This window comes from Staphylococcus equorum, from assembly GCF_001747895.1.
Classification (GTDB): Bacteria; Bacillota; Bacilli; order Staphylococcales; family Staphylococcaceae; genus Staphylococcus; species Staphylococcus equorum_A.
The window spans coordinates 569,073-593,714 of sequence record NZ_LNNB01000009.1 but is presented as its reverse complement, the minus strand read 5'-3'; the positions used below and the strand labels follow the sequence as shown (position 1 = coordinate 593,714).

20 protein-coding genes are annotated in these 24,642 nt (G+C 33.3%); 19 read left to right on the top strand and 1 reads right to left on the bottom strand.

Going from position 1 to position 24,642, the window contains the following annotated elements:
• Nucleotides 1-10 precede the first annotated feature (10 nt).
• Nucleotides 11-2,608, bottom strand: coding sequence for a YfhO family protein (locus tag AST02_RS04755; RefSeq protein WP_069816052.1), 2,598 nt, complete (start codon nucleotides 2,606-2,608; stop codon nucleotides 11-13).
• Nucleotides 2,609-2,990: 382 nt separating this feature from the next.
• Between AST02_RS04755 and ylqF the strand changes: the two genes are divergently transcribed.
• The 19 genes from ylqF to AST02_RS04660 all read left to right on the top strand — a co-directional run bounded on the left by ylqF (nucleotide 2,991) and on the right by AST02_RS04660 (nucleotide 24,396).
• Nucleotides 2,991-3,851 (top strand): ribosome biogenesis GTPase YlqF, encoded by an 861-nt coding sequence (gene ylqF / locus AST02_RS04750; RefSeq protein WP_002507869.1) that lies wholly within the window; start codon nucleotides 2,991-2,993, stop codon nucleotides 3,849-3,851.
• An 8-nt stretch (nucleotides 3,852-3,859) separates the two neighbouring features.
• Entirely contained in the window at nucleotides 3,860-4,630 is a 771-nt protein-coding gene (locus AST02_RS04745) for a ribonuclease HII (RefSeq protein WP_069816050.1), read from the top strand.
• 107 nt (nucleotides 4,631-4,737) lie between these two features.
• The gene (sucC, locus tag AST02_RS04740) at nucleotides 4,738-5,904 is read left to right on the top strand and encodes an ADP-forming succinate--CoA ligase subunit beta (RefSeq protein WP_069816048.1); all 1,167 of its coding nucleotides are present in this window, start codon (nucleotides 4,738-4,740) and stop codon (nucleotides 5,902-5,904) included.
• Nucleotides 5,905-5,924: 20 nt separating this feature from the next.
• The gene (gene sucD, locus AST02_RS04735) at nucleotides 5,925-6,833 is read left to right on the top strand and encodes a succinate--CoA ligase subunit alpha (protein ID WP_065367410.1); all 909 of its coding nucleotides are present in this window, start codon (nucleotides 5,925-5,927) and stop codon (nucleotides 6,831-6,833) included.
• Nucleotides 6,834-7,311: 478 nt separating this feature from the next.
• Nucleotides 7,312-8,181 (top strand): DNA-processing protein DprA, encoded by an 870-nt coding sequence (dprA, locus tag AST02_RS04730; protein WP_069816046.1) that lies wholly within the window; start codon nucleotides 7,312-7,314, stop codon nucleotides 8,179-8,181.
• Between the two features lie 208 nt (nucleotides 8,182-8,389).
• Nucleotides 8,390-10,459, top strand: a complete 2,070-nt coding sequence (topA, locus tag AST02_RS04725; protein ID WP_069816044.1) for a type I DNA topoisomerase — start codon at nucleotides 8,390-8,392, stop codon at nucleotides 10,457-10,459.
• 165 nt (nucleotides 10,460-10,624) lie between these two features.
• Complete coding sequence (trmFO, locus tag AST02_RS04720) at nucleotides 10,625-11,932, top strand: FADH(2)-oxidizing methylenetetrahydrofolate--tRNA-(uracil(54)-C(5))-methyltransferase TrmFO (protein WP_069816043.1); 1,308 nt, start codon at nucleotides 10,625-10,627, stop codon at nucleotides 11,930-11,932.
• A gap of 118 nt (nucleotides 11,933-12,050) precedes the next feature.
• Nucleotides 12,051-12,941 (top strand): tyrosine recombinase XerC, encoded by an 891-nt coding sequence (xerC, locus tag AST02_RS04715; RefSeq protein ID WP_069816041.1) that lies wholly within the window; start codon nucleotides 12,051-12,053, stop codon nucleotides 12,939-12,941.
• 3 nt (nucleotides 12,942-12,944) lie between these two features.
• Nucleotides 12,945-13,487 (top strand): ATP-dependent protease subunit HslV, encoded by a 543-nt coding sequence (hslV, locus tag AST02_RS04710; protein ID WP_002507861.1) that lies wholly within the window; start codon nucleotides 12,945-12,947, stop codon nucleotides 13,485-13,487.
• Nucleotides 13,488-13,621: 134 nt separating this feature from the next.
• The gene (hslU, locus tag AST02_RS04705) at nucleotides 13,622-15,037 is read left to right on the top strand and encodes an ATP-dependent protease ATPase subunit HslU (RefSeq protein ID WP_069816039.1); all 1,416 of its coding nucleotides are present in this window, start codon (nucleotides 13,622-13,624) and stop codon (nucleotides 15,035-15,037) included.
• Between the two features lie 23 nt (nucleotides 15,038-15,060).
• Nucleotides 15,061-15,834, top strand: a complete 774-nt coding sequence (gene codY / locus AST02_RS04700) for a GTP-sensing pleiotropic transcriptional regulator CodY (protein WP_002507859.1) — start codon at nucleotides 15,061-15,063, stop codon at nucleotides 15,832-15,834.
• Between the two features lie 251 nt (nucleotides 15,835-16,085).
• Nucleotides 16,086-16,874, top strand: a complete 789-nt coding sequence (gene rpsB, locus AST02_RS04695) for a 30S ribosomal protein S2 (protein ID WP_069816037.1) — start codon at nucleotides 16,086-16,088, stop codon at nucleotides 16,872-16,874.
• Nucleotides 16,875-16,968: 94 nt separating this feature from the next.
• Nucleotides 16,969-17,847, top strand: coding sequence for a translation elongation factor Ts (tsf, locus tag AST02_RS04690; protein ID WP_069816035.1), 879 nt, complete (start codon nucleotides 16,969-16,971; stop codon nucleotides 17,845-17,847).
• A 132-nt stretch (nucleotides 17,848-17,979) separates the two neighbouring features.
• The gene (gene pyrH / locus AST02_RS04685; RefSeq protein WP_021338738.1) at nucleotides 17,980-18,702 is read left to right on the top strand and encodes a UMP kinase; all 723 of its coding nucleotides are present in this window, start codon (nucleotides 17,980-17,982) and stop codon (nucleotides 18,700-18,702) included.
• 16 nt (nucleotides 18,703-18,718) lie between these two features.
• Nucleotides 18,719-19,273, top strand: coding sequence for a ribosome recycling factor (gene frr, locus AST02_RS04680; RefSeq protein ID WP_069816033.1), 555 nt, complete (start codon nucleotides 18,719-18,721; stop codon nucleotides 19,271-19,273).
• A 233-nt stretch (nucleotides 19,274-19,506) separates the two neighbouring features.
• A complete protein-coding gene (locus AST02_RS04675; protein WP_069816031.1) occupies nucleotides 19,507-20,271 on the top strand; it encodes an isoprenyl transferase in 765 nt (254 codons plus the stop codon).
• 17 nt (nucleotides 20,272-20,288) lie between these two features.
• Nucleotides 20,289-21,071, top strand: coding sequence for a phosphatidate cytidylyltransferase (locus tag AST02_RS04670; RefSeq protein WP_069816029.1), 783 nt, complete (start codon nucleotides 20,289-20,291; stop codon nucleotides 21,069-21,071).
• 318 nt (nucleotides 21,072-21,389) lie between these two features.
• The gene (gene rseP / locus AST02_RS04665) at nucleotides 21,390-22,676 is read left to right on the top strand and encodes an RIP metalloprotease RseP (RefSeq protein ID WP_069816026.1); all 1,287 of its coding nucleotides are present in this window, start codon (nucleotides 21,390-21,392) and stop codon (nucleotides 22,674-22,676) included.
• A 19-nt stretch (nucleotides 22,677-22,695) separates the two neighbouring features.
• Entirely contained in the window at nucleotides 22,696-24,396 is a 1,701-nt protein-coding gene (locus AST02_RS04660) for a proline--tRNA ligase (RefSeq protein ID WP_069816024.1), read from the top strand.
• Nucleotides 24,397-24,642 lie beyond the last annotated feature (246 nt).

Below are 24,642 nucleotides of genomic sequence, written 5' to 3'. Positions count from 1 at the left end.
CTTTTAAATATTAATTTGAATTGCGCTGTGGTTTTTTATTTTTGTGAATGCACCAAATCACACTCAAGATGAAACTTATGACTGAAACTGCGATCATAGTATACCAGTATTGTGGTCTGTATTTAATTGTAATTTCACTGCTATCCTTATTTACAGGCACACCTGTCATCATATAATTTACTTTTAAAGGTTTTACTTTTTTACCATCCACGTATGCAGTCATACCTTTTCTATAAGGAATATTAATAGAAGCAATGCCTTTCTTATGGCGACCTAATGTTACTCTAATGCCATTTTTAATATCTTGATAATGACCCACATTGTCCTGTTTGCTATGTGCGGTTTCAAGCTTTTTATAATTTTCTCCATGTAAACTTTGTAATTCAAATTCATAATTACCACTAGGGCTAAGTGCAATGTTTATATTACCATTTTCATCTGGTTGTGTTCTATAAAGTTGTGTGTCAACCCCAGTACGATAAGTAGAGTTGTTGAATAAACGGTTGTTCGAATAACCGTTTATATTTACGGAAAAATTGCTGTCAGGTTTGCCTCGTTTAACTTTTAGCGTCACGTAAAAATCTTTATATTGTGATCTAATGTTTTCTGGAACATGGATTTGTACTTGCCCCTGTTTATTATTGTTAGGAATATATATTTTTTTGTCTGCTTTACGATTTATGTTTTGATAGGTAATTTCGGTTTGATTTAATAAGTTTTCAGCTTTATCTGTGTATGTTTTACCCTCATTATTTAAAATTATTCCATCAATCATTGCATGTTCCCTATCTATAGGTTCTTTAAGCTTTTGTGCATCAAAGACTTGATCTGAAACACGCACTGAAGGCAAGTTTAAAGTGTTTTCATAGATTTGGTATTGTCCATCTTTTTTAACTTTTTTGAAATGTGCAGGCACGTTATTTTGGTAATCTTTTAACATTAAATAACGAACAGATAATAAACTATTAATGTTTTGTCTGCTATTCGTTGATTGGTATCTACTTACAGATTCTTCTTTCATGTTGATTTTCAAATCATCGTAATAATAATCAAGTATATTGTGGTCAAAAATACTTGAATAAAGACTCATTCCTTTAAAATGTTGATACATCGGTGTATTATCTTGCTCATTAACGCGCCAATCAATGCGCTCATCTTCAGATTTTCCTTTTTTCATATCAGAAACTAACTGTTGCTGAAGTGGCGTGTCAAAGAGACTTGCATTTACATAATAGCTATTTGCGCGTTGAACATGATCATCAAAATAAATTTGGTTGCGTATAAAAACGACAGACACTAAAACAGAAAGTATCATAATAGACAATATAAAGAAATGTGTTAATTTGGTTCTTATTTTAGGTTCTTTAACGAAAAGTATGAGTAAACCAATCATACTGACTATAGGCATATACCATAGCCACGAAACAAACTTGTCATATTGCCAAGCACTTGCAAAGACAAAACCTAAAGAGACTAAAGAAGATAATATGTACGTTTTTAAAGATAAGGTTCTAAAATATTTTACATAAAGTCCTATTAAAATAGCCGAATTAAAAGCGATGAGGTAGTGCCAGCGTTTTTGTGGTGCTGAAAAGCCATTAAATACTTGATCCACAAATGGTAGAAAACTAGCACAAATTGAAATCAACGTAAAAATCGAGAATAATTTGAAATAAAAATGCTTATATAACTTGAATGATAGCAATGCTTGAAGTGTTAAGAAAAGTATGACGATTAAATAATTGTCGTAAAATATATTTGTGTTTTGGTTAAAAGGTTCAAATAAGTCTACATCTCCATTAAAAGGGATGCGTCTATTATTAAAGTAACTTTGTATTGCTGGGAAAAAGAAAAACAAACTACAACCTAATGCAATTAATGCTGAAATACATAATGTCATAAATGCATTGAATCTAGTTACGAGATCATTTTTATGTTTGAAAATCATTCGAGCTATGAAATATAAAAGTCCTGTTAATAATTGATAATAGGCAAAATAAAAATTATTAATTAAAGAAATAGTTACGATAATAATAAAGAAACCTGGTTTACCACTTTTTAAGAAGCGTTCGATTGACCATAGTAATAATGGTAACCATATAAAAACATCACTAAAAAATGGCCAATAAACAGTGAACCTAAAATAAAGTGGTGACATTACAAAAATAAATGATGCTAATACAGCCACTTTGCGATTGTGTGAAATATAGTGAACATAGATAAATGTTGCTATCATTGCTATAGCAGATTTAATTATAGAAACGACTAAGGCATTTGTCATCCAAAACATCACGTCAGAGGTATCCATTGGGATGACTATTTTAAGTAAGACAACAATAATGACGTTCAAAATAAATATAATATTTGTTGAAAAGTAATAACTTAAGTCAGTGAAAAAGTCTCCGCCCAGACCAAAGTCAGAAGCATAAAACCAATTGCCATGACTCCAATTATCAAATAAATACATTTGAATTGGCACCATTTGTTCCATACCATCATTAGGCCCTGTAAATAAAACGCCATCATGGATAAATCTATAAATAACATAACTGTGTCCAATAACAGCCAGTAATAAGAATAAACATGTGTACAAAAATTTACGCTTCATAAACGACTCCTGTATATGTAATAAATATAATTCCATTGTAACGATATTTTATGAATTTAGATAAAAATAACTATTATTTATTTAGAAAAATATAATTCATTAAGTCTTAAGCGTTTTAAAAGTTAAACAGGTTAAATAAAAAACAGTCGAATTTTAATCGTTTTTAGAGATTTAAACGTGGTGTCTAAAATAATTTGAAGTATATTACTAAATAATGTTGTAAAATTAAAGTTAATGAGATAATAATGACATTATTTTATTTATATCGTTATACGTGACGTGTTATGATTTTAAAGTCAAAGAATAGAAAACGAAATTAAAGCATAAGTATATAATTAAAACTTTTAATTAAATAGAGCGTAAATAGAGAAAGGTGATGTATATGGTAATTCAATGGTATCCAGGCCATATGGCTAAAGCAAAAAGAGAAGTATCCGAGGAGTTAAAGAAAGTAGATGTAGTGTTTGAACTTGTAGATGCACGTATCCCATATAGTTCAAGAAATCCAATGATTGATGAAGTAATACAACAAAAACCACGTGTGGTTATTTTAAATAAAAAAGATATGGCAAATTTAAAAGAGCTAGTAAAATGGGAAAATTATTTTAAAGGCAAAGGCTTTTACCCTGTTGCAATTGATGCAAAACACGGCAAGGGTTTAAAACTCGTAGAGCAAGCAGCAATAAAAGCAACAACAGAGAAATTCGAGAAAGAAAAGCAAAAAGGATTAAAACCACGTGCGATTAGAGCAATGATCGTTGGCATTCCTAACGTTGGAAAATCAACATTAATTAATAAATTAGCAAATAAATCTGTTACTAAAACTGGTAATACACCAGGTGTAACGAAACAACAACAATGGATTAAAGTAGGGAAATCATTACAATTGTTAGATACACCAGGTATCTTATGGCCTAAATTTGAAGACCAATTAGTTGGTAAGAAATTAAGTATCACTGGGGCTATCAAAGATAGTATCGTGCATTTAGATGAAGTAGCAATTTATGGCTTAGAATTTATGAAAGCACATGACTATGAAGGGTTAAAAGAACATTACAAAGTTGATGTGCCAATCGACGCAGAGAACCTAGAGTGGTTTGATGCTATAGGGCGTCGTCGCGGATTATTAAGACGTGGTAATGAAGTCGATTATGAAGCGGTTATTGATTTAGTTATACATGAAGTGAGAAATGCCAGAATCGGTACCTACACTTTTGATATCGCTAGTGAAATGGACGTGTAAATATATTTATGAAACAAACTATTCAAGAAATTAAATTATTGTTACAAGATATTCACTCACTAGAAACTTTAAAAAATCATTCTGTCAACAACGATGATCGTAAGGGTGTACAAAATGCAATTGTTTCTAGAAGAAAACAATTGGAAAAAGTTCAAACATTACTAGAAAATTATAAAGTGATGTCTTATTATGAAAATCAAATACTAGCTGATGATGACAAAGCGTTAATTTGTGGCATAGATGAGGTGGGGAGAGGGCCGTTAGCTGGTCCTGTTGTTACTTGTGCAGTCATTTTAAATAAGGATCACCATTTCACAGGCTTAAATGACTCAAAACAACTCTCTGCAAAGAAAAGAAATTTTTTAGAAACGCAATTATTATCAGAAGTATACGCATACGCGTATGGTGTGGCGACAGTTGAAGAAATTGATCAAATTAATATCTATGAAGCAACTAAATTGGCAATGAAAAGAGCAGTTGAGGCTTTATCTGTTAAGCCTACACATTTACTGATAGATGCGATGACACTAGATGTAGATATTCCTCAAACATCATTAGTTAAAGGAGATGCCAAAAGTGTATCTATAGCAGCAGCAAGTGTGTTAGCCAAAGAACATAGAGATAGATATATGCGCGAACTTGCAGTTAAACACCCAGGTTACGGCTTCGAAAAAAATGTTGGGTATGGCACTCAACAACATTTAAATGGTATAAGTCAGCACGGCATTATAAATGAACACAGAAAAACTTTTGAACCAATTAAATCACTTTCAAATTAATGGTAAAAAACAAAAGATTTAAATAACTGGGCTAAATGAGTTTACAACAGCGCTTACATTTCATATAATTAGTTATGAACTTAACCTAAGAAACAGGAGGATGGAGAATGAATATCCACGAGTATCAAGGTAAAGCATTATTTCGTACTATGGGCGTTGCTGTCCCAGAAGGACGCGTAGCGTTCACTGCTGACGAAGCGGTAGAAAAAGCAAAAGAATTAAATTCAAAAGTATATGTGGTAAAAGCACAGATTCACGCTGGGGGTAGAGGTAAAGCAGGTGGAGTTAAAATCGCTAAATCACTATCTGAAGTTGAAACTTACGCTAAAGAATTATTAGGTAAGACGCTTGTAACACATCAAACTGGTCCTGAAGGTAAAGAAATTAAGCGCCTTTACATAGAAGAGGGCTGCGATATTCAAAAAGAATATTATGTTGGATTTGTAATTGATCGTGCGACTGACAGTGTTACTTTGATGGCATCAGAAGAAGGCGGAACTGAAATTGAAGAAGTTGCTGCTGAATCACCTGAAAAAATATTCAAAGAAACTATTGATCCTATTGTTGGTTTAGCACCATATCAAGCTAGAAGAATCGCTTTTAATATTAATATTCCAAAAGAATCAATTAATAAAGCAGCTAAATTTTTAGTTTCACTTTATAATGTTTTCATCGAAAAAGACTGTTCTATTGTAGAAATAAACCCATTAGTAACAACTAATGATGGTAATGTTTTGGCATTAGATGCAAAAGTTAACTTTGATGATAATGCATTATTTAAACATAAAGATATCCTAGAATTACGCGATTTAGAAGAAGAAGATCCAAAAGAAATCGAAGCTTCTAAGTACGATTTATCATATATTGCATTAGATGGAGACATCGGTTGTATGGTAAATGGTGCTGGTTTAGCTATGGCAACTATGGATACAATTAACCACTTTGGTGGCAATCCGGCGAACTTCCTAGATGTAGGGGGCGGTGCAACTAAAGAAAAAGTTACTGAAGCATTTAAAATCATTTTAGGTGATGACAACGTAAAAGGTATTTTTGTTAATATCTTTGGTGGAATCATGAAATGTGACATTATTGCTGAAGGTATCGTTGCTGCAGTTAAAGAAGTAGAGCTTACTTTACCGCTTGTTGTACGTTTAGAAGGTACAAATGTTGAAAAAGGTAAAGAAATTCTTAAAGATTCTGGCTTAGCAATTGAATCAGCTGCAACTATGGCAGAAGGCGCACAAAAAATCGTAAAACTTGTTAAAGAAGCGTAGGAAAGGATGGGAGCACTAACATGAGCGTATTTATTGATAAAAATACAAAAGTAATTGTACAAGGTATCACAGGGTCAACTGCCCTTTTCCATACAAAACAGATGCTTGAATATGGTACACAAATTGTTGCTGGGGTAACACCAGGTAAAGGCGGACAAGTAGTAGAAGGTGTACCAGTATTCAATACAGTTGAAGAAGCACAAAAAGAAACAGGTGCTACAGTATCTGTTATCTATGTACCTGCGCCATTCGCAGCAGATGCAATTTTAGAATGTATAGATGCAGAATTAGATTTAGCTATCTGTATTACAGAACATATTCCAGTAATTGATATGGTTAAAGTTAAACGTTACTCAGAAGGTAAAGAAACACGTGTTATTGGACCTAACTGTCCGGGTGTTATTACTGCTGATGAATCTAAAATTGGTATCATGCCAGGCTATATTCACAAAAAAGGTCACGTAGGCGTAGTATCTCGTTCAGGTACTTTAACTTATGAAGCTGTACACCAATTAACTGAAGAAGGTATTGGTCAAACAACAGCCGTAGGTATCGGTGGCGATCCAGTCAATGGTACAAACTTTATTGATGTGCTAAAAGCATTTAATGAAGACGATGAAACAAAAGCAGTCGTTATGATTGGTGAAATCGGTGGAACAGCAGAAGAAGAAGCTGCTGAATGGATTAAAGCTAACATGACTAAACCTGTAGTAGGCTTCGTCGGAGGACAAACAGCCCCTCCAGGTAAACGTATGGGCCATGCCGGTGCGATTATTTCAGGCGGTAAAGGTACTGCTGAAGAAAAAGTTAAAACACTTAACAATTGTGGTGTTAAAACTGCAGATACACCATCAGAAATTGGTACAACATTAATTGATGCAGCTAAAGAAGCAGGCATCTATGAACAATTATTAACTGTAAAACAATAATTGTATTGTACAAACCCAGCACAAATTCCGAAAATATGTCGGAGTTTGTGCTATTTTACGTATTCAAACATTTTAGATAATATAATACTCGCGGTTGATAGGCATAGATATTCTTTTCTTATCAACCGTTTTTTGTTGCGTAAATTTCTTTATAAGTTTTATAAATTTGAAGGATTCAATTTACAGAAGAGAAATTTTAAGTTGCATAACCATTGTTTTATGACACTTGTTGTAGTTACTTTTATAATAGAAGAAAAATGATTGAAAGTTTTTAGTACTTGGTTAATCTTAGTTAGAAGTAATACGTACATAAGCTTTATTTTAGTCATTAAAATATAAGGTAATTCTAGTTTGAAGTGAATTTAAAATAGAGAATTACTCCTTAAAATCTTGTTACTTTTCAATAGAAAATGATGTAATTTTGTAATCTAAACTACTGCTGTTTTCCATTATAATTGAGATGAAAAGGAGAATTATAATGAGAGAACACGAATATTTAAAATTACGTTTTTCAGGTTTAACGACACACCAAATACATCAACTGTTAAGGTGTAATCCTAGTTTTTTAGACTATGATCAAGTGGAACAAAATCATGGACTCAAACAATTTTTAAGTACATTAAAAACAAAGCGAAAAGCAGAAATTTATAAGCAATATCTAAATATAGAAGTTAAAAACATAATAACATTGTTACGACAATGGAATTTAAAGTACATTTCAATAGAACAGTCTACATATCCCATTTTACTTCGTGAAATCTATGAACCACCACTCATTCTTTTCTATAAGGGAAAGCTATCTTTAATGCAATCTCCTCAAACTCTTGCTATTATAGGGTCAAGGCATGCGACAGAATATAGTCAAAAAGCATTGAACTTTCTTTTTCCTTCATTTAAAAAAGGAAACTTAACCATAATCTCTGGCTTAGCTAAAGGCGCAGATAAAATGGCACACGAACATGCTTTATCGATGAATATGTCTGCAATTGCAGTACTAGGTTTTGGTCATTTACAACATTATCCAAAAGAAACGTTTGGAATTAGAAAACGATTAGAAAGCGAAGGACTTGTAGTGAGTGAATACCTTCCTTTTCAAAGACCGCAAAAGCATCATTTTCCTGAGCGTAATAGAATAATAAGTGGATTGTCAAAAGGTGTATTGATTACAGAATCTAAAGCAAATAGTGGCACATGTATTACAACGAATTTTGCCTTAGAACAAAATAGAGAAGTATACATACTACCAGGTTCTATCTTTAATCCGATGACTGAAGGAAATTTATTAAGTGCTCAAGAAGGAGCAAAAATTGTTTTAAAAGCAAGTGATATATTAATAGATTATAATTGAAATTTAATTGAATCTAATGGACATTAAATGGAAGTTTATTAATGAAAGAAAAGGCATTTTATAATTATGAAATTACGATGACATTTGTTTTGTTTTTTAGTCAATATTCTTAGAAATCCAGGTAACTTAAAATTAAAAACATTGACAAAAACAAAATAGACCGTTTATCATTTATCTTTGTAATTAGAAATGCAAGGGGGTAACTACTTTGACAGAAAATTTAGTCATAGTTGAATCGCCTGCAAAAGCTAAAACCATTGAAAAATATTTAGGTAAAAAATATAAAGTTATCGCATCTATGGGGCATGTTAGAGACTTGCCACGTAGCCAAATGGGCGTAGATGATGAAAATGATTTTGAGCCAAAATATATTACGATACGCGGCAAAGGTCCAGTTGTTAAAGAACTTAAAAAACATGCTAAGAAAGCAAAAAAAATATTCTTAGCGAGTGACCCTGACCGTGAAGGTGAGGCAATTGCTTGGCATTTGGCGAACATATTAAATTTAGAAGAATCAGTAGAAAATAGAGTAGTATTTAATGAAATAACAAAAGATGCTGTGAAAGATAGCTTTAAACATCCTAGAGGCATAGAGATGAATCTTGTTGACGCTCAGCAAGCGAGACGTATATTAGACCGTTTAGTTGGTTATAATATATCGCCGGTATTGTGGAAAAAAGTTAAAAAAGGTTTATCAGCTGGACGTGTCCAATCTGTTGCACTTAGATTAGTTATTGATCGCGAAAATGAAATCAGAAACTTTAAACCAGAAGAATATTGGAAAATTGAAGGCGAATTTAGATATAAGAAATCCAAATTCAATGCCAAATTCCTTCATTTAAAAAATAAGCCATTTAAGTTAACGAATAAAGATGATGTAGAAAAAATTACAACACAATTAGATGGAGACCAGTTCGAGGTAACGAAAGTAACTAAAAAAGAAAAAACACGTTATCCATCTAATCCATTTACAACATCAACATTACAACAAGAAGCTGCGCGCAAATTGAACTTCAAAGCACGAAAAACAATGATGCTTGCGCAGCAATTGTACGAAGGTATTGATTTGAAACGACAAGGTACAGTCGGTTTAATCACATATATGCGTACAGATTCAACAAGAGTATCTGATCAAGCTAAAACTGAAGCGAAAAGTTATATTGAAGAAACGTATGGTAATAACTATACGTCAAATCGTAAAGCTAAAGGACAACAAGGCGATCAAGATGCCCATGAAGCAATCAGACCATCTGGAACATTGCGTACACCAAATGAAATGAAAAATTATTTAACGCGTGATCAACACAGACTATATAAATTAATTTGGGAACGTTTTGTCGCAAGTCAAATGGCACCTGCGATTCTTGATACTGTTGCTATGGATTTAACACAAAATGATTTAAAATTCCGTGCGAATGGACAAACAATTAAGTTTAAAGGCTTCATGACACTATACATTGAAACTACAGACGACGATGAAGGCGGTAAAGAAAATAAATTACCTAATATTGAAGAAGGCGAAATGGTTACAGCAACTAATATCGAACCTTCTCAACATTACACGCAACCACCGCCGCGTTATACTGAAGCGCGTTTAGTAAAAACAATGGAAGAATTGAAAATTGGTCGACCATCTACGTATGCACCGACAATAGATACGATACAAAAAAGAAATTATGTAAAAAATGAAAGTAAGCGATTTGTTCCAACTGAACTAGGTGAAATCGTTCATGAACAAGTGAAGGATTATTTCCCTGAAATCATTGATGTCGACTTTACTGTAAACATGGAAACATTATTGGATAAAGTAGCTGATGGCGAAATTCCTTGGAAAAAAGTAATTCGTGATTTTTACAGTAGTTTTAGTCAAGATGTTGAACGTGCAGAAGAAGAAATGGAAAAAATTGAAATTAAAGATGAACCAGCTGGAGAAGATTGCGAACTATGCGGATCTCCGATGGTAATTAAAATGGGACGCTATGGTAAATTCATGGCATGTTCTAACTTCCCAGACTGTCGTAACACGAAAGCCATTATCAAAACGATTGGCGTGACTTGTCCTAAATGTAAAGAGGGCGATGTCGTTGAACGCAAATCTAAAAAGAACCGTATTTTCTTCGGTTGTTCAAAATATCCTGAGTGTGACTTCGTTACATGGGATAAACCTGTAGGTCGTGATTGTCCTAAATGTGAACAATATCTTGTTGAGAAAAAACAAGGACGTAAAAGTCAGGTTATTTGTTCAAACTGTGATTATAAAGAAGAACTGCAAAAATAAACAAACATATCATTTATTAATTATTGCGTAATACAAACGTACATTACGAATATTGTTAATAATTCTATAAGCAACTAACGACACATATTTATAATGTAGACGCATATATTTATAATTATGATATGATGTCGTAGTTGCTATTTTTAATGTATTGGAGGAAATTAAATGACTCAAACTGTCAATGTTATCGGGGCTGGTCTAGCTGGCTCAGAAGCAGCATATCAATTAGCTCAAAGAGGGATTAAAGTTAATTTAATAGAGATGAGGCCAGTGAAGCAAACACCAGCACATCACACTGATCAATTTGCTGAATTAGTTTGTTCAAACTCATTACGTGGCAATGCGTTAACGAATGCAGTTGGTGTACTCAAGGAAGAGATGAGACGTCTTGATTCACTTATTATTAATGCAGCAGACAAAGCAAGAGTACCTGCTGGTGGTGCGTTAGCAGTAGATCGACATGATTTTGCTGGTTACGTTACAGAAATTTTAAAAAATCATCCCAATGTTACAGTGTTAAATGAAGAGATTAATAGCATACCTGAAGGTTATACAATCATTGCTACTGGTCCATTAACAACAGAAAAATTGGCTGCTGAAATTGTTGAAGCTACTGGTGAAGATCAATTGTATTTTTATGATGCCGCAGCTCCAATAATTGAAAAAGAAAGTATAGATATGAATAAAGTATATTTGAAATCTCGTTATGATAAAGGTGAAGCAGCATATCTGAACTGTCCAATGACTGAAGAAGAATTCAATACATTTTATGATGCATTGATGGAAGCAGAAGTTGCACCAGTAAATGAATTCGAGAAAGAAAAATATTTTGAAGGATGTATGCCTTTTGAAGTTATGGCGGAACGTGGGCGTAAAACTTTATTGTTTGGACCTATGAAACCAGTTGGGCTAGAAGATCCTAAGACAGGCGAACGTCCATATGCAGTCGTACAATTGAGACAAGATGATGCAGCTGGTACATTATATAATCTTGTAGGTTTTCAAACACATTTAAAATGGGGAGCACAAAAAGACGTTATACGTTTAATTCCTGGTTTAGAAAATGTAGAAATTGTAAGATATGGTGTGATGCATCGAAATACATTTATTAACTCGCCAGACGTGTTGACGGAAAAGTATGAGTTGATAGGTAGAGAAGAAGTTCATTTTGCTGGCCAAATGACTGGCGTTGAAGGTTATGTTGAAAGTGCAGCAAGTGGTTTAGTAGCAGGCATCAACGTAGCGCATAAAATTAAAGGTAAAGGCGGCGTAGTATTTCCAAGAGAAACAATGATTGGAAGTATGGCATATTATATTTCTCATGCTAAAAACGAGAAAAATTTCCAGCCAATGAATGCGAATTTTGGTTTACTGCCAACTTTAGAAAATCGTGTTAAAGATAAAAAATTACGTTATGAAAAACTTGCAGATCGCGCGTTATCGTATCTAGATAATTATAAGCAAACTTTATAAAATATTCGTTGATATAACCATTTTCTAAAAATTTTGTAAGTTTGACTCAATTTAATAGTTATTTTTCGCAGTCCCCTTCATCAATATGCTACAATTCATATTGATGGAGGGGTTTTTATTGGAAGAAATCCAGCAGGCATATTTATTTATGCTAAAAGTTGAACGACAGTTTTCAGAGCATACTTTAAAGTCATACCACGATGATTTAGAACAGTTTAATGTATTTTTAAGTCAAGAATATTTAGAGTTATCTGCATTCGAATATAAAGATGCAAGAAACTATCTAAGTTATTTATATTCGAAAAACTTGAAAAGAACCTCAGTTTCTCGTAAAATTTCTACGCTGAGAAGTTTTTATGAATATTGGATGACGCAAGATGAAAAAGTTATAAATCCATTTGTTCAATTAGTGCATCCCAAGAAAGAACAATACTTACCACACTTTTTTTATGAAGAAGAAATGGAAGCTTTATTTGATACTGTTGAAAAAGACCCGAAAAAAGGTTTGAGAGATAGAGTGATTTTGGAACTCCTTTATGCAACAGGGATAAGGGTTTCGGAGTTAGTCCATATAAAAGAGCGTGATTTAGATATGAATTCACCTGGTGTAAAAGTGTTAGGTAAAGGCGGTAAAGAACGTTTTATTCCGTTTGGGGAATTTTGTAAACAAAGTATAGAACGATATTTAGAATTATTTAAACCTAAAAACAAAAGTGATCATAATTATTTATTAGTAAATATGAACGGTGCGCCTATCACAGAGCGCGGCGTTCGTTATGTGTTGAACGATGTTGTAAAACGTACAGCTGGCGTCACGGATATTCACCCACATAAATTAAGACATACATTTGCAACACACATGCTTAATCAGGGTGCTGATTTACGTACCGTTCAATCATTGCTAGGTCATGTGAATTTATCGACTACAGGTCGCTACACACATGTTACAAATGAACAATTAAGAAAAGTATATTTAAACGCACATCCTCGTGCAAAAAAGGAGAATTAGATTATGAGTACATCTATTCATGCGACAACGATTTTTGCAGTGCAACATAACGGCCATTCAGCAATGGCAGGTGATGGTCAAGTAACACTTGGTGAACAAGTGATCATGAAACAAACAGCACGTAAGGTTAGACGCTTATACAACGATAAAGTTTTAGCAGGATTTGCAGGAAGCGTTGCAGATGCATTTACGTTATTCGAAAAGTTCGAGACTAAACTACAACAATTTGGTGGTAATTTAGAAAGAGCCGCAGTTGAATTAGCTCAGGAATGGAGAGGTGACAAACAACTGCGTCAACTAGAAGCAATGTTAATCGTTATGGATGAGGATTCAATCCTTGTTGTAAGTGGTACAGGAGAAGTGATTGCACCAGATGATGCTTTAATAGCAATTGGTTCAGGTGGTAATTACGCTTTGAGTGCTGGAAGAGCCTTGAAACGTCATGCCACAAACTTAACTGCAGAAGAAATGGCTTATGAAAGTTTAAAAGTTGCATCTGATATTTGTGTGTTTACAAATGATCAAATCGTAGTTGAAAAATTATAAAAGTTAAAACTAAAAAAGCGCAATGAAAAAATAAAAATGTATAATTGTAAAAATTTAGGATATAGTAATAATAAATAAATTTAAAAATAATTTTTAGAATAATTGAAATCAAAATTACGGAGGTAATTTATTTTATGGAAACGACTGGCATTAAATTAACACCAAAAGATATCGTTTCAAAATTGAATGAATACATTGTTGGACAAGATGATGCAAAACGCAAAGTAGCAATTGCATTAAGAAATAGATATAGACGAAGTCTTTTAGCTGATGAAGCTAAACAAGAGATTGCACCCAAAAATATTTTGATGATTGGACCAACAGGTGTAGGTAAGACAGAAATAGCAAGAAGAATGGCTAAAGTTGTAGGTGCACCTTTTATAAAGGTAGAAGCAACTAAATTTACAGAAGTAGGCTATGTCGGTCGAGATGTTGAGAGCATGGTAAGAGATTTAGTTGACGTAGCTATTAGACTAGTTAAAGAACAAAAGAAAGCTTTAGTCGAAGAAGAAGCGAAGCAAAAAGCAAATGAAAAATTAGTAAAACTTTTAGTACCTAGTATGAAGCAAAAAGCGAATAATGCGAATAACAGTGGGAATAATCCTTTAGAATCATTATTTGGTGGTTCGATGCCAAACTTTGGTCAAAACAATGAAGAAGAAGAGGATACGCCTACAGAAGAAATCAAGACAAAGCGTTCTGAAATTAAACAACAATTATTGAATGGTGAATTGGAAGAAGAAAAAGTAAGATTAAAAGTAGAGCAAGACCCAGGCGCTATGGGGATGTTAGGCACAAATCAAAATGAACAAATGCAAGATATGATGAAACAACTCATGCCTAAGAAAAAAGTTGAAAGAGAAGTCCCTGTACAAACAGCACGTAAAATATTAACGGATCAATTTGCCGATGAACTGATTGATCAAGAATCAGCAAATCAACAAGCAATCGAACTTGCCGAGCAAATGGGTATTATATTTATTGATGAAATCGATAAAGTTGCAACTAACAATCAAAATTCAGGTCAAGATGTGTCTCGACAAGGCGTTCAGAGAGATATTTTACCAATACTTGAAGGTAGCATGGTACAAACGAAATATGGTACTGTTAACACTGAACATATGCTATTTATTGGTGCTGGAGCATTCCACGTGGCTAAACCAAGTGATTTAATTCCTGAGCTGCAAGGTCGTTTCCCAATTCGTGTTGAATTAGAAAGTCTTTCAGTAGAAGATTTTGTAAGAATCTTGACTGAACCGAAATTATCACTTATCAAACAATATGAAGCGCTACTTCAAACAGAAGAAGTGACAGTCAACTTTACCGATGACGCGATTAAACGTCTGGCAGAAATTGCCTTCCAGGTAAACCAAGATACTGATAACATTGGCGCACGTCGTTTGCATACCATACTTGAAAAGATGCTAGAAGATTTATCATTTGAAGCACCAAGTATGCCCAATGCGGTTGTAGACATCACACCACAATATGTTGATGATAAGTTGAAATCAATTTCAACAAACAAAGATTTAAGTGCATTTATTTTATAATATAAATAAAAAGGAGAAGGAATATGAGCTTATTATCGAAAACTAGAGAATTAAATACACTTTTGCAAAAGCACAAAGGTATTGCCGTTGATTTTAAGGATGTAGCACAAACAATAAGTAGTGTAACAGTAACAAATGTATTTATTGTTTCTAGAAAAGGAAAGATTTTAGGATCAAGTTTAAATGAATTATTGAAAAATGATCGTATTATACAAATGCTTGAAAATAGACACATACCTAAAGAATATACGGATAAACTAATGGATGTTAGAGAGACACAATCTAACATTGATATTGAAAACGTATTATCAGTGTTCCCACCAGAAAACAAAGATTTATTCAAAATCAGCAGAACTACAATTTTCCCGATTTTAGGTGGCGGTGAAAGATTAGGTACTTTAGTCCTTGGACGTGTTCAAGAAGATTTCTCTGAGAATGATTTAGTTCTTGGCGAATATGCTGCTACAGTTATTGGCATGGAAATCTTACGTGAAAAACATAGTGAAGTTGAACAAGAAGCAAGAGACAAAGCTTCTATTAGCATGGCAATTAATTCTTTATCATATTCTGAAAGTGAAGCAATCGAGCATATCTTTGAAGAATTAGGTGGTAAAGAAGGATTACTTATTGCATCAAAAGTTGCTGATAGAGTAGGTATTACACGTTCAGTTATTGTTAATGCTTTGCGTAAACTTGAAAGTGCTGGTGTTATTGAATCGCGTTCTTTAGGAATGAAAGGTACATTTATTAAAGTGAAAAAAGAAAAATTCTTAGATGAGCTAGAAAGAATTAAATAATAAATACGTAAATGAATTTAAAAATATATCATCAAAAAGAGCGTCTAAATCATAAGACTTTTAGATGTTCTTTTAATGTGTGAAATAGTAATGTGAAAGTATTGCTTTATAAACACAAATATGATATATTTATTCACGGCTATGAAGCCAATACGCACATAAAAAGTATAAGTATAAAGGGTGCGATATTTAGTTATCGTGTTTATATGAGCTTTTTGTGGAGGTAATAAACCAATAGGAGGATTTTAATTATGGCAGTAATTTCAATGAAACAATTACTAGAAGCAGGCGTTCACTTTGGTCACCAAACACGTCGTTGGAACCCAAAAATGAAAAGATACATTTTCACTGAAAGAAACGGTATTTACATTATCGATTTACAAAAAACAGTGAAAAAAGTAGAAGAAGCTTATAACTTCATTAAACAAGTATCAGAAGATGGCGGAAAAGTTTTATTCGTTGGTACGAAAAAACAAGCACAAGACTCAGTGAAAGCTGAAGCAGAACGTGCTGGTCAATTCTATGTAAACCAAAGATGGTTAGGTGGAATCTTAACTAACTATAAAACAATTTCTAAACGTATCAAACGCATCTCTGAAATTGAAAAAATGGAAGAAGATGGCTTATTCGAAGTATTACCTAAAAAAGAAGTTGTAGAACTTAAAAAAGAATACGACCGTTTAATCAAATTCTTAGGCGGAATTCGTGATATGAAATCAATGCCTCAAGCATTATTTGTAGTTGACCCTCGTAAAGAGCGCAACGCAATTGCTGAAGCACGCAAATTACACATCCCTATCGTTGGTATTGTGGATACTAACTGTGATCCAGATGAAATTGATTACGTTATCCCAGCAAACGACGATGCTATTCGTGCCGTTAAATTATTAACTGGTAAAATGGCAGATGCGATCTTAGAAGGTCAACAAGGTGTATCTAATGAAGAAGTAGCAGCAGAACAAAATATTGATTTAAATGAATCAAAAGAAGCTACTGAAGCAGGAACAACTGAAGAAAACACTTCTGTTGAATCAAACTAAGAATAATGTAAAATGGGTGATAAGATATTCAAGCTTATCACCCTTTTTTAAAAACAAATATATTAAAATTCATTAAATAATGGAGGAATATGAAATGGCAATTTCAGCTAAACTTGTAAAAGAATTACGTGAAAAAACTGGTGCAGGTATGATGGACTGTAAAAAAGCGTTAACAGAAACTGATGGTGACATCGACAAAGCTGTTGATTACTTACGTGAAAAAGGTATCGCAAAAGCTGCTAAAAAATCTGACCGTATTGCGGCAGAAGGTCTAGTTCATGTTGAAGAAAAAGGCAATGAAGCAGCAATTGTAGAAATTAATGCAGAAACTGACTTCGTAGCTCGTAACGAAGGTTTCCAAGAATTAGTGAAAGAAATTGCTAACCAAGTATTAGAAACAAAAGTTGAAACAGTAGAAGCATTATTAGAAACTACATTAGCTGATGGTAAATCAGTAGACCAACGTGTTAAAGAATCTATCTCAACTATCGGCGAAAAATTAAGTATCCGTCGTTTTGCTATTAGAACAAAATCAGATAACGATGCTTTTGGTTCTTATTTACACATGGGCGGACGTATCGGTGTGTTAACTGTAGTTGAAGGTTCAACTGATGGCCAAGCTGCTAAAGACGTAGCTATGCACATTGCTGCAATCAACCCTAAATATGTTTCATCTGAACAAGTAAGCGAAGATGAAATTAATCACGAAAGAGAAGTTTTAAAACAACAAGCACTAAACGAAGGCAAACCAGAAAAAATTGTAGAAAAAATGGTTGAAGGTCGTTTACGTAAATATTTACAAGAAATTTGTGCAGTTGACCAAAACTTTGTAAAAGATCCTGATCAAACAGTTGAAGCTTTCTTGAAATCAAAAGGTGGAAAACTTGTTGACTTCTTACGTTATGAAGTAGGCGAAGGCATGGAAAAACGTGAAGAAAACTTTGCTGACGAAGTAAAAGGACAAATGAAATAATTTTTCATAGTTAAAACAAGAAAGAAGACACCTTTGTGCTCCGTATGAAAGATTTACTTTTGTATTGGAAGACCTATTGTGTCTTCTTTACTTGTATCAATTACATATTTTTACAATAGAGAGGATAAGACAATGGCTCAAACTTCTAAATACGATCGTGTTGTTTTAAAATTAAGTGGCGAAGCACTAGCAGGTAACGATGGATTTGGAATTAATCCAATTACGATTAAAAGTGTGGCTGAACAAGTAGCCGAAGTTGCAAAGATGGATTGCGAAATTGCAGTTATCGTTGGCGGAGGTAATATTTGGAGAGGTAAAACGGGTAGTGACTTAGGCATGGATCGTGGTACTGCTGATTACATGGGTATGTTAGCAACGGTAATGAATGCTTTAGCGTTACAAGACAGCCTTGAACAATTAGAATGCGACACACGCGTTTTAACTTCAATTGAAATGAAACAAGTTGCAGAACCATACATTCGTCGTCGTGCAATTAGACACTTAGAGAAAAAACGTGTAGTTATTTTTGCAGCGGGAATTGGTAATCCATACTTCTCAACTGATACTACAGCAGCTTTACGTGCGGCTGAAGTTGAAGCCGATGTTATCTTAATGGGTAAAAATAATGTTGATGGCGTTTACTCTGCTGATCCAAAAGTAGACCCTAATGCTATTAAGTATGAACATCTTACTCATATTCAAATGTTACAAGATGGTTTACAAGTAATGGATTCAACAGCATCTTCATTCTGTATGGATAACAATATTCCGTTGAATGTGTTCTCAATTACTGAAGAAGGTAATATTAAACGTGCAGTAATGGGTGAAAAAATAGGAACAATAATAACAAAATAATTAGAGGTGTATGACAATGAGCGACATTATTAATGATACGAAATCAAAAATGCAAAAATCTGTTGATAATCTTTCAAGAGAATTAGCTAATATTAGTGCTGGAAGAGCCAATTCCAATTTATTAAATGGCGTAAATGTTGATTACTACGGTGCTCCAACACCAGTTCAACAACTTGCTAGTATCAATGTGCCAGAAGCACGTTTATTAGTAATTGCACCATATGATAAATCATCTGTTGGTAATATTGAAAAAGCAATCAACGCTGCTAACTTAGGTGTGAATCCTTCAAGTGATGGAGAAGTTATACGTATTGTTATTCCGGCATTAACTGAAGAGCGCCGTAAAGAGCTTGTAAAAGATGTTAAGAAAATTGGCGAAGATGCGAAAGTAGCAGTTAGAAATGTTCGTCGTGATTCAAATGATGTACTTAAAAAACAAGAGAAAAATGGCGATATCACTGAAGATGATTTAAGATCACAAACAGATGATGTACAAAAATTAACTGACAACTCAATTAAAGAAATTGATAAATTATTAGAAGAAAAAGAAAAAGATATAATGTCAGTATAAACATGGTAATGATGATTATACTTCTATTCACTCATTAAGGTATATAATTACTTATAGTTAGAGCTTGAAGCAGAGGTATATCATATATTTATCTGAACTGTATCAAATCAGACTTTGGTACAGTTTTTTTATTTGTTTATTCAATGCATCTATCTATTATGATAAAATGGTAGATAATTGCATCTAGAATCTAATTATAATAAACAGAGATGATCAAGCTCGGAGGAAATACCATGTTTAAAAAGTTAAAAAAGAAGAAAGAAAATCAGTATAAGCAATCCGATATAGATTTGGAAGTACATAATATACCCGAACATGTTGCTATAATTATGGATGGTAATGGTCGTTGGGCTAAACAAAGAAAATTGCCTAGAATAAAAGGCCACTACCAAGGTATGCAAACTGTTAAAAAAATCACTAAAGCAGCTAGTGATTTAGGAATTAAATATTTAACATTGTATACTTTCTCTACAGAAAATTGGACAAGACCTAAAAATGAAGTGAATTACATCATGAACTTGCCAGTTAACTTTTTAAGAACATTTCTACCAGAGTTGATAGAAAATAATGTTAAAGTAGAGACGATTGGTTTTATTGAGCATTTACCAACATCTACACTTAAAGCGATAGATAAAGCAAAAGAAGAAACAAAGCATAATACGGGCTTAAAATTGGTCTTTGCTATAAATTATGGCGGACGAGCCGAAATTGTTCACAGTGTGAAATCAATTTACGACAAATTGACTGCTGAAGGTTTAACAAGTGAAGCAATCACTGAAGAAATGATTAATGACCATTTAATGACTCATTGCTACCCTGACCCGGACCTTTTGATTAGAACATCAGGAGAGCAACGTATTAGTAATTTCCTAATCTGGCAAGTATCTTACAGTGAATTTTTATTCAATGAAAAATTATGGCCAGATTTTGATAAAGAAGAATTAATAAACTGTATTAAAATTTATCAATCTCGTCAAAGGCGTTTTGGGGGATTATAAGTAGTTAGGAGAATAGTATGAAAGTTAGAACTTTGACGGCAATCATAGCGCTTATCATTTTCCTCCCGGTCTTACTGAAGGGCGGAGTTATATTAATGCTGTTTTCGTATTTATTAGCGTTCATAGCATTAAAAGAATTGCTTAATATGAATATGATTAAGTTTTTATCGGTACCAGGTATCATAAGTGCGCTAGGAATTTTAATTATTATGTTACCTCAAGGCGCCGGTAACTGGGTTAATGATTTACAATTAAAGTCTTTAATAGCAATGAGTTTTATTTTATTAAGTTATACAGTGCTTTCTAAAAATAGATTTAGTTTTATGGACGCTGCATTTTGTTTAATGACGATTGCGTATGTTGGTATTGGGTTTATGTATCTTTATGAAACAAGGTCTGAAGGCTTACACTACATACTATTTGCATTTCTAATCGTATGGTCAACAGATACAGGGGCATATATTTTTGGACGCTTAATGGGCAAACATAAATTATGGCCTGTGATTAGTCCTAATAAAACAATAGAAGGTTTTGTTGGCGGATTGATTTGTAGTTTAATTATTCCACTTGTTATGATTATGTTTGTAGACTTTAATATTGCAACATGGATATTATTAATTGTTACGATTGTTTTAAGTATGTTTGGACAACTTGGTGACCTTGTTGAGTCAGGTTTCAAACGTCATTTTGGTGTAAAAGACTCTGGTCGTATTTTGCCTGGCCATGGCGGTATTTTAGATCGCTTTGACAGTTTTATGTTTGTATTGCCACTATTAAACATCTTGTTAATACAAGCTTAACTATAGATTCAAAGTGATACTATACAATTATATAAACAAAAATAAGGAGTTAATGAAATAAAATAACTGCAATACAGTTATTTTATTTCTTAACTCCTTTTCACAAGCAAAAATACTTTGTGTAATTACGACTGCAAAATGATAAGTATAATGTAAGTGAATGACTTGAAGACATATTAAAGTTACGTGTGTCACTCAGCATTGTTGTGTTATACTTTTATAATCTAAAGTAAGCAAGTAGTCATAAGAAAATGAATCGTATGAATTAATATATAGTATGAGCAAACAATTTATTTCGAAAATATGAGGTGTAGCAAAGTGAGTTTTCTAGTAACAATTATTTCATTTATAATCGTTTTTGGTGTCCTTGTCACAGTTCATGAGTACGGACATATGTTTTTTGCAAAACGCGCAGGCATTATGTGTCCGGAATTTGCAATTGGTATGGGACCTAAAATATTTAGTTTCAGAAAAAATGAAACATTATATACGATTAGATTATTACCTGTCGGAGGTTATGTACGCATGGCTGGTGATGGTTTAGAAGAACCACCAGTTCAACCAGGTATGCATGTGAAAATAAAATTAAATGACAAAGATGAAATTACGCACATCATTTTAGATGATCAACACAAATTTCAACAAATTGAAGCAATAGAAGTAAAACAATGTGATTTTAAAGATGGCTTATTCATTGAAGGTGTAACATCATATGATCAAGAAAGACAACGCTATGCAATAGCTAAGAAATCATACTTTGTAGAGAATGGTAGTTTAATTCAAATTGCACCTAGAGATCGTCAATTCACGTATAAAAAACCTTATCAAAAATTCTTAACTTTATTCGCAGGACCACTGTTTAATTTCTTACTTACATTAGTATTATTTATTGGTCTAGCATATTATCAAGGTACAGCAACAAATTCAGTTGATGAAGTTGTTAAAGATTCACCTGCTGAACAGGCAGGTCTTAAATCTGGAGATACGATTGTTAAAGTAGGAAATCATAATATTGATGGTAAAGATGATATCGATAAAGCAGTAAAAGATATAAAAGATAATAAGACAAAATTAGTCGTCGAACGTGATGGCAACAAACAAACATTTGATATTAAGCCTAAAAAAATTGAACAAAAAGTAACGAAAACACACTCAGAAACAAAATATTTATTAGGTTATAGTGCAACGACTGAACACACTATTTTCAAACCAATTGCAGCGGGTGTGGAACAAACACTTAGTGCAGGTAAAATTATTTTCACTGCAATTGTAAGTATGATCGCGAGTATTTTCACTGGAGAATTCTCATTTGATATGTTGAATGGTCCAGTAGGTATATATCATACTGTCGACTCTGTCGTTAAAACTGGTATAATTAACTTGATTTCATGGACTGCTTTGCTAAGTGTTAACTTAGGATTAATGAATTTACTACCAGTACCAGCGTTAGATGGTGGACGAATTTTATTTGTAATTTATGAAGCAATCTTTAGAAAACCAGTAAATAAAAAAGCAGAAACTACAATTATCGCCATTGGTGCCGTATTTGTATTAATCGTTATGGTATTAGTGACTTGGAACGATATTCAGCGTTATTTCTTATAAGAGGGAGAGAAGCATTTAAATGAAACAATCAAAAGTATTTATACCAACTATGAAAGAAGTGCCAGCTGGTGCTGAGGCATTAAGCCATCGACTATTATTAAAAGCAGGTTTAATCAAACAAAGCACAAGTGGGATTTACAGTTACTTACCAATTGCTGCGAGAGTATTAAATAATATTGAAGCCATCGTACGTGAAGAGATGGAGCGTATTGATGCCGTTGAGATATTAATGCCAGCATTACAACCATCAGAATTATGGGAAGAATCAGGACGTTGGAGTGCATATGGTCCAGAACTTATGCGTTTGCAAGACCGTAATGGCCGCCAATTTGCGCTTGGTCCAACACATGAAGAGGTTGTGACTTCAATTGTCCGTGATGAATTGAAATCATATAAACAACTGCCAATGACGCTTTTCCAAATACAATCTAAATTTAGAGATGAAAAGCGCCCACGTTTCGGTCTATTACGTGGTAGAGAATTTATAATGAAAGATGCTTATTCTTTTCATGCTGATGAAGCATCACTAGATGAAGCGTATGAAGATATGTACCATGCATATGGTCGCATCTTTAACCGTGTAGGCATTAACGCGAGACCTGTTGTTGCTGATTCAGGTGCAATCGGTGGTAGTCATACACATGAGTTTATGGCGTTAAGCGAAATCGGTGAAGACACGATTGTGTACAGTGAGCAAAGTGATTACGCTGCAAATATAGAAAAAGCTGAAGTGGTTTACCATCCTAATAAAAAACATGAAGATGCACAACCGTTAACAAAAATTGAAACGCCAAATGTGCATACAGCACAAGAGCTTGCGACATTTTTAAATAAACCATTAGACGAAATTACTAAATCTATGATATTTAATGTCGATGGTGAATTTATATTAGTATTAATTCGTGGTCACCATGAAATTAACGATATTAAATTAAAAGCTTATTTTGGTACCGACAATGTGGAGTTAGCAACTGAAGATGAAATTATTAATATTTTAGGTGCAAAACCGGGTTCACTGGGTCCAGTTTTTGATAAAGACATTAAAATTTATGCAGATAATTTCATTCAAGATTTGAATAATATCATCGTTGGTGCGAATGAAGATGGGTATCACTTGTTAAACGCAAATGTAGGTCGTGACTTTGAAGTAGAAGCCTATGGAGATTTCAGATTTATTTTAGAAGGTGAATTATTAGCAGATAGCTCAGACAAAGCGCACTTTGCAGAAGGTATTGAAGTAGGCCAAGTCTTTAAACTTGGAACAAAATATTCTGAATCAATGAACGCCACGTTCTTAAATGACCAAGGTAGAGCGCAACCATTATTAATGGGATGTTATGGCATTGGTATTTCAAGAACTTTAAGTGCAATCGTTGAACAGAATAACGACGAAAATGGTATTATTTGGCCAAAATCAGTCACACCATTTGAATTACATTTAATCACAATCAATCCTAAAAAAGATGATCAACGTGAATTAGCGGATCAATTATATACGCAATTAAAAGAAAATTATGATGTGCTTTATGATGACCGTAAAGAACGTGCTGGTGTGAAATTTAATGATGCTGATTTAATCGGTCTACCAATACGTATCGTCGTAGGCAAAAATGCTACAGAAGGTATTGTAGAAGTTAAACGCCGCGATACTGGTGACAGTGAAGATGTGCATATTGATAATTTAATTAATTATGTAAATGAATTATATACAAATATATAATTAAAAAGTGAAAACCAGAATAATTTGTTATAATATATAAAGTGAATTGGTAGATGTTACTTATACAAAATCATGAGGCTGGCACATAAATACGGCATACTATATTAGTGACTGTAAATTAGAGAAAGCACAATAGTTGTCTGATTTCTAAATGTGTTTGTTTCAAAATTTTAAAGAGGGGGCGGGAATACGAAATCAAATTTTAAAGTTTGATTTCTGTTCCGCTCCCATTTGTTATTCACAAAA

Coding starts and splice junctions, on each gene's coding strand:
- rpsB (WP_069816037.1), top strand. CDS start 16,086: ATGGCAGTAATTTCAATGAAACAATTACTAGAAGCAGGCGTTCACTTT.
- AST02_RS04670 (WP_069816029.1), top strand. CDS start 20,289: ATGAAAGTTAGAACTTTGACGGCAATCATAGCGCTTATCATTTTCCTC.
- tsf (WP_069816035.1), top strand. CDS start 16,969: ATGGCAATTTCAGCTAAACTTGTAAAAGAATTACGTGAAAAAACTGGT.
- hslV (WP_002507861.1), top strand. CDS start 12,945: ATGAGTACATCTATTCATGCGACAACGATTTTTGCAGTGCAACATAAC.
- AST02_RS04745 (WP_069816050.1), top strand. CDS start 3,860: ATGAAACAAACTATTCAAGAAATTAAATTATTGTTACAAGATATTCAC.
- hslU (WP_069816039.1), top strand. CDS start 13,622: ATGGAAACGACTGGCATTAAATTAACACCAAAAGATATCGTTTCAAAA.
- AST02_RS04675 (WP_069816031.1), top strand. CDS start 19,507: ATGTTTAAAAAGTTAAAAAAGAAGAAAGAAAATCAGTATAAGCAATCC.
- ylqF (WP_002507869.1), top strand. CDS start 2,991: ATGGTAATTCAATGGTATCCAGGCCATATGGCTAAAGCAAAAAGAGAA.
- trmFO (WP_069816043.1), top strand. CDS start 10,625: ATGACTCAAACTGTCAATGTTATCGGGGCTGGTCTAGCTGGCTCAGAA.
- pyrH (WP_021338738.1), top strand. CDS start 17,980: ATGGCTCAAACTTCTAAATACGATCGTGTTGTTTTAAAATTAAGTGGC.
- codY (WP_002507859.1), top strand. CDS start 15,061: ATGAGCTTATTATCGAAAACTAGAGAATTAAATACACTTTTGCAAAAG.
- AST02_RS04755 (WP_069816052.1), bottom strand. CDS start 2,608: ATGAAGCGTAAATTTTTGTACACATGTTTATTCTTATTACTGGCTGTT.
- AST02_RS04660 (WP_069816024.1), top strand. CDS start 22,696: ATGAAACAATCAAAAGTATTTATACCAACTATGAAAGAAGTGCCAGCT.
- sucD (WP_065367410.1), top strand. CDS start 5,925: ATGAGCGTATTTATTGATAAAAATACAAAAGTAATTGTACAAGGTATC.
- frr (WP_069816033.1), top strand. CDS start 18,719: ATGAGCGACATTATTAATGATACGAAATCAAAAATGCAAAAATCTGTT.
- dprA (WP_069816046.1), top strand. CDS start 7,312: ATGAGAGAACACGAATATTTAAAATTACGTTTTTCAGGTTTAACGACA.
- sucC (WP_069816048.1), top strand. CDS start 4,738: ATGAATATCCACGAGTATCAAGGTAAAGCATTATTTCGTACTATGGGC.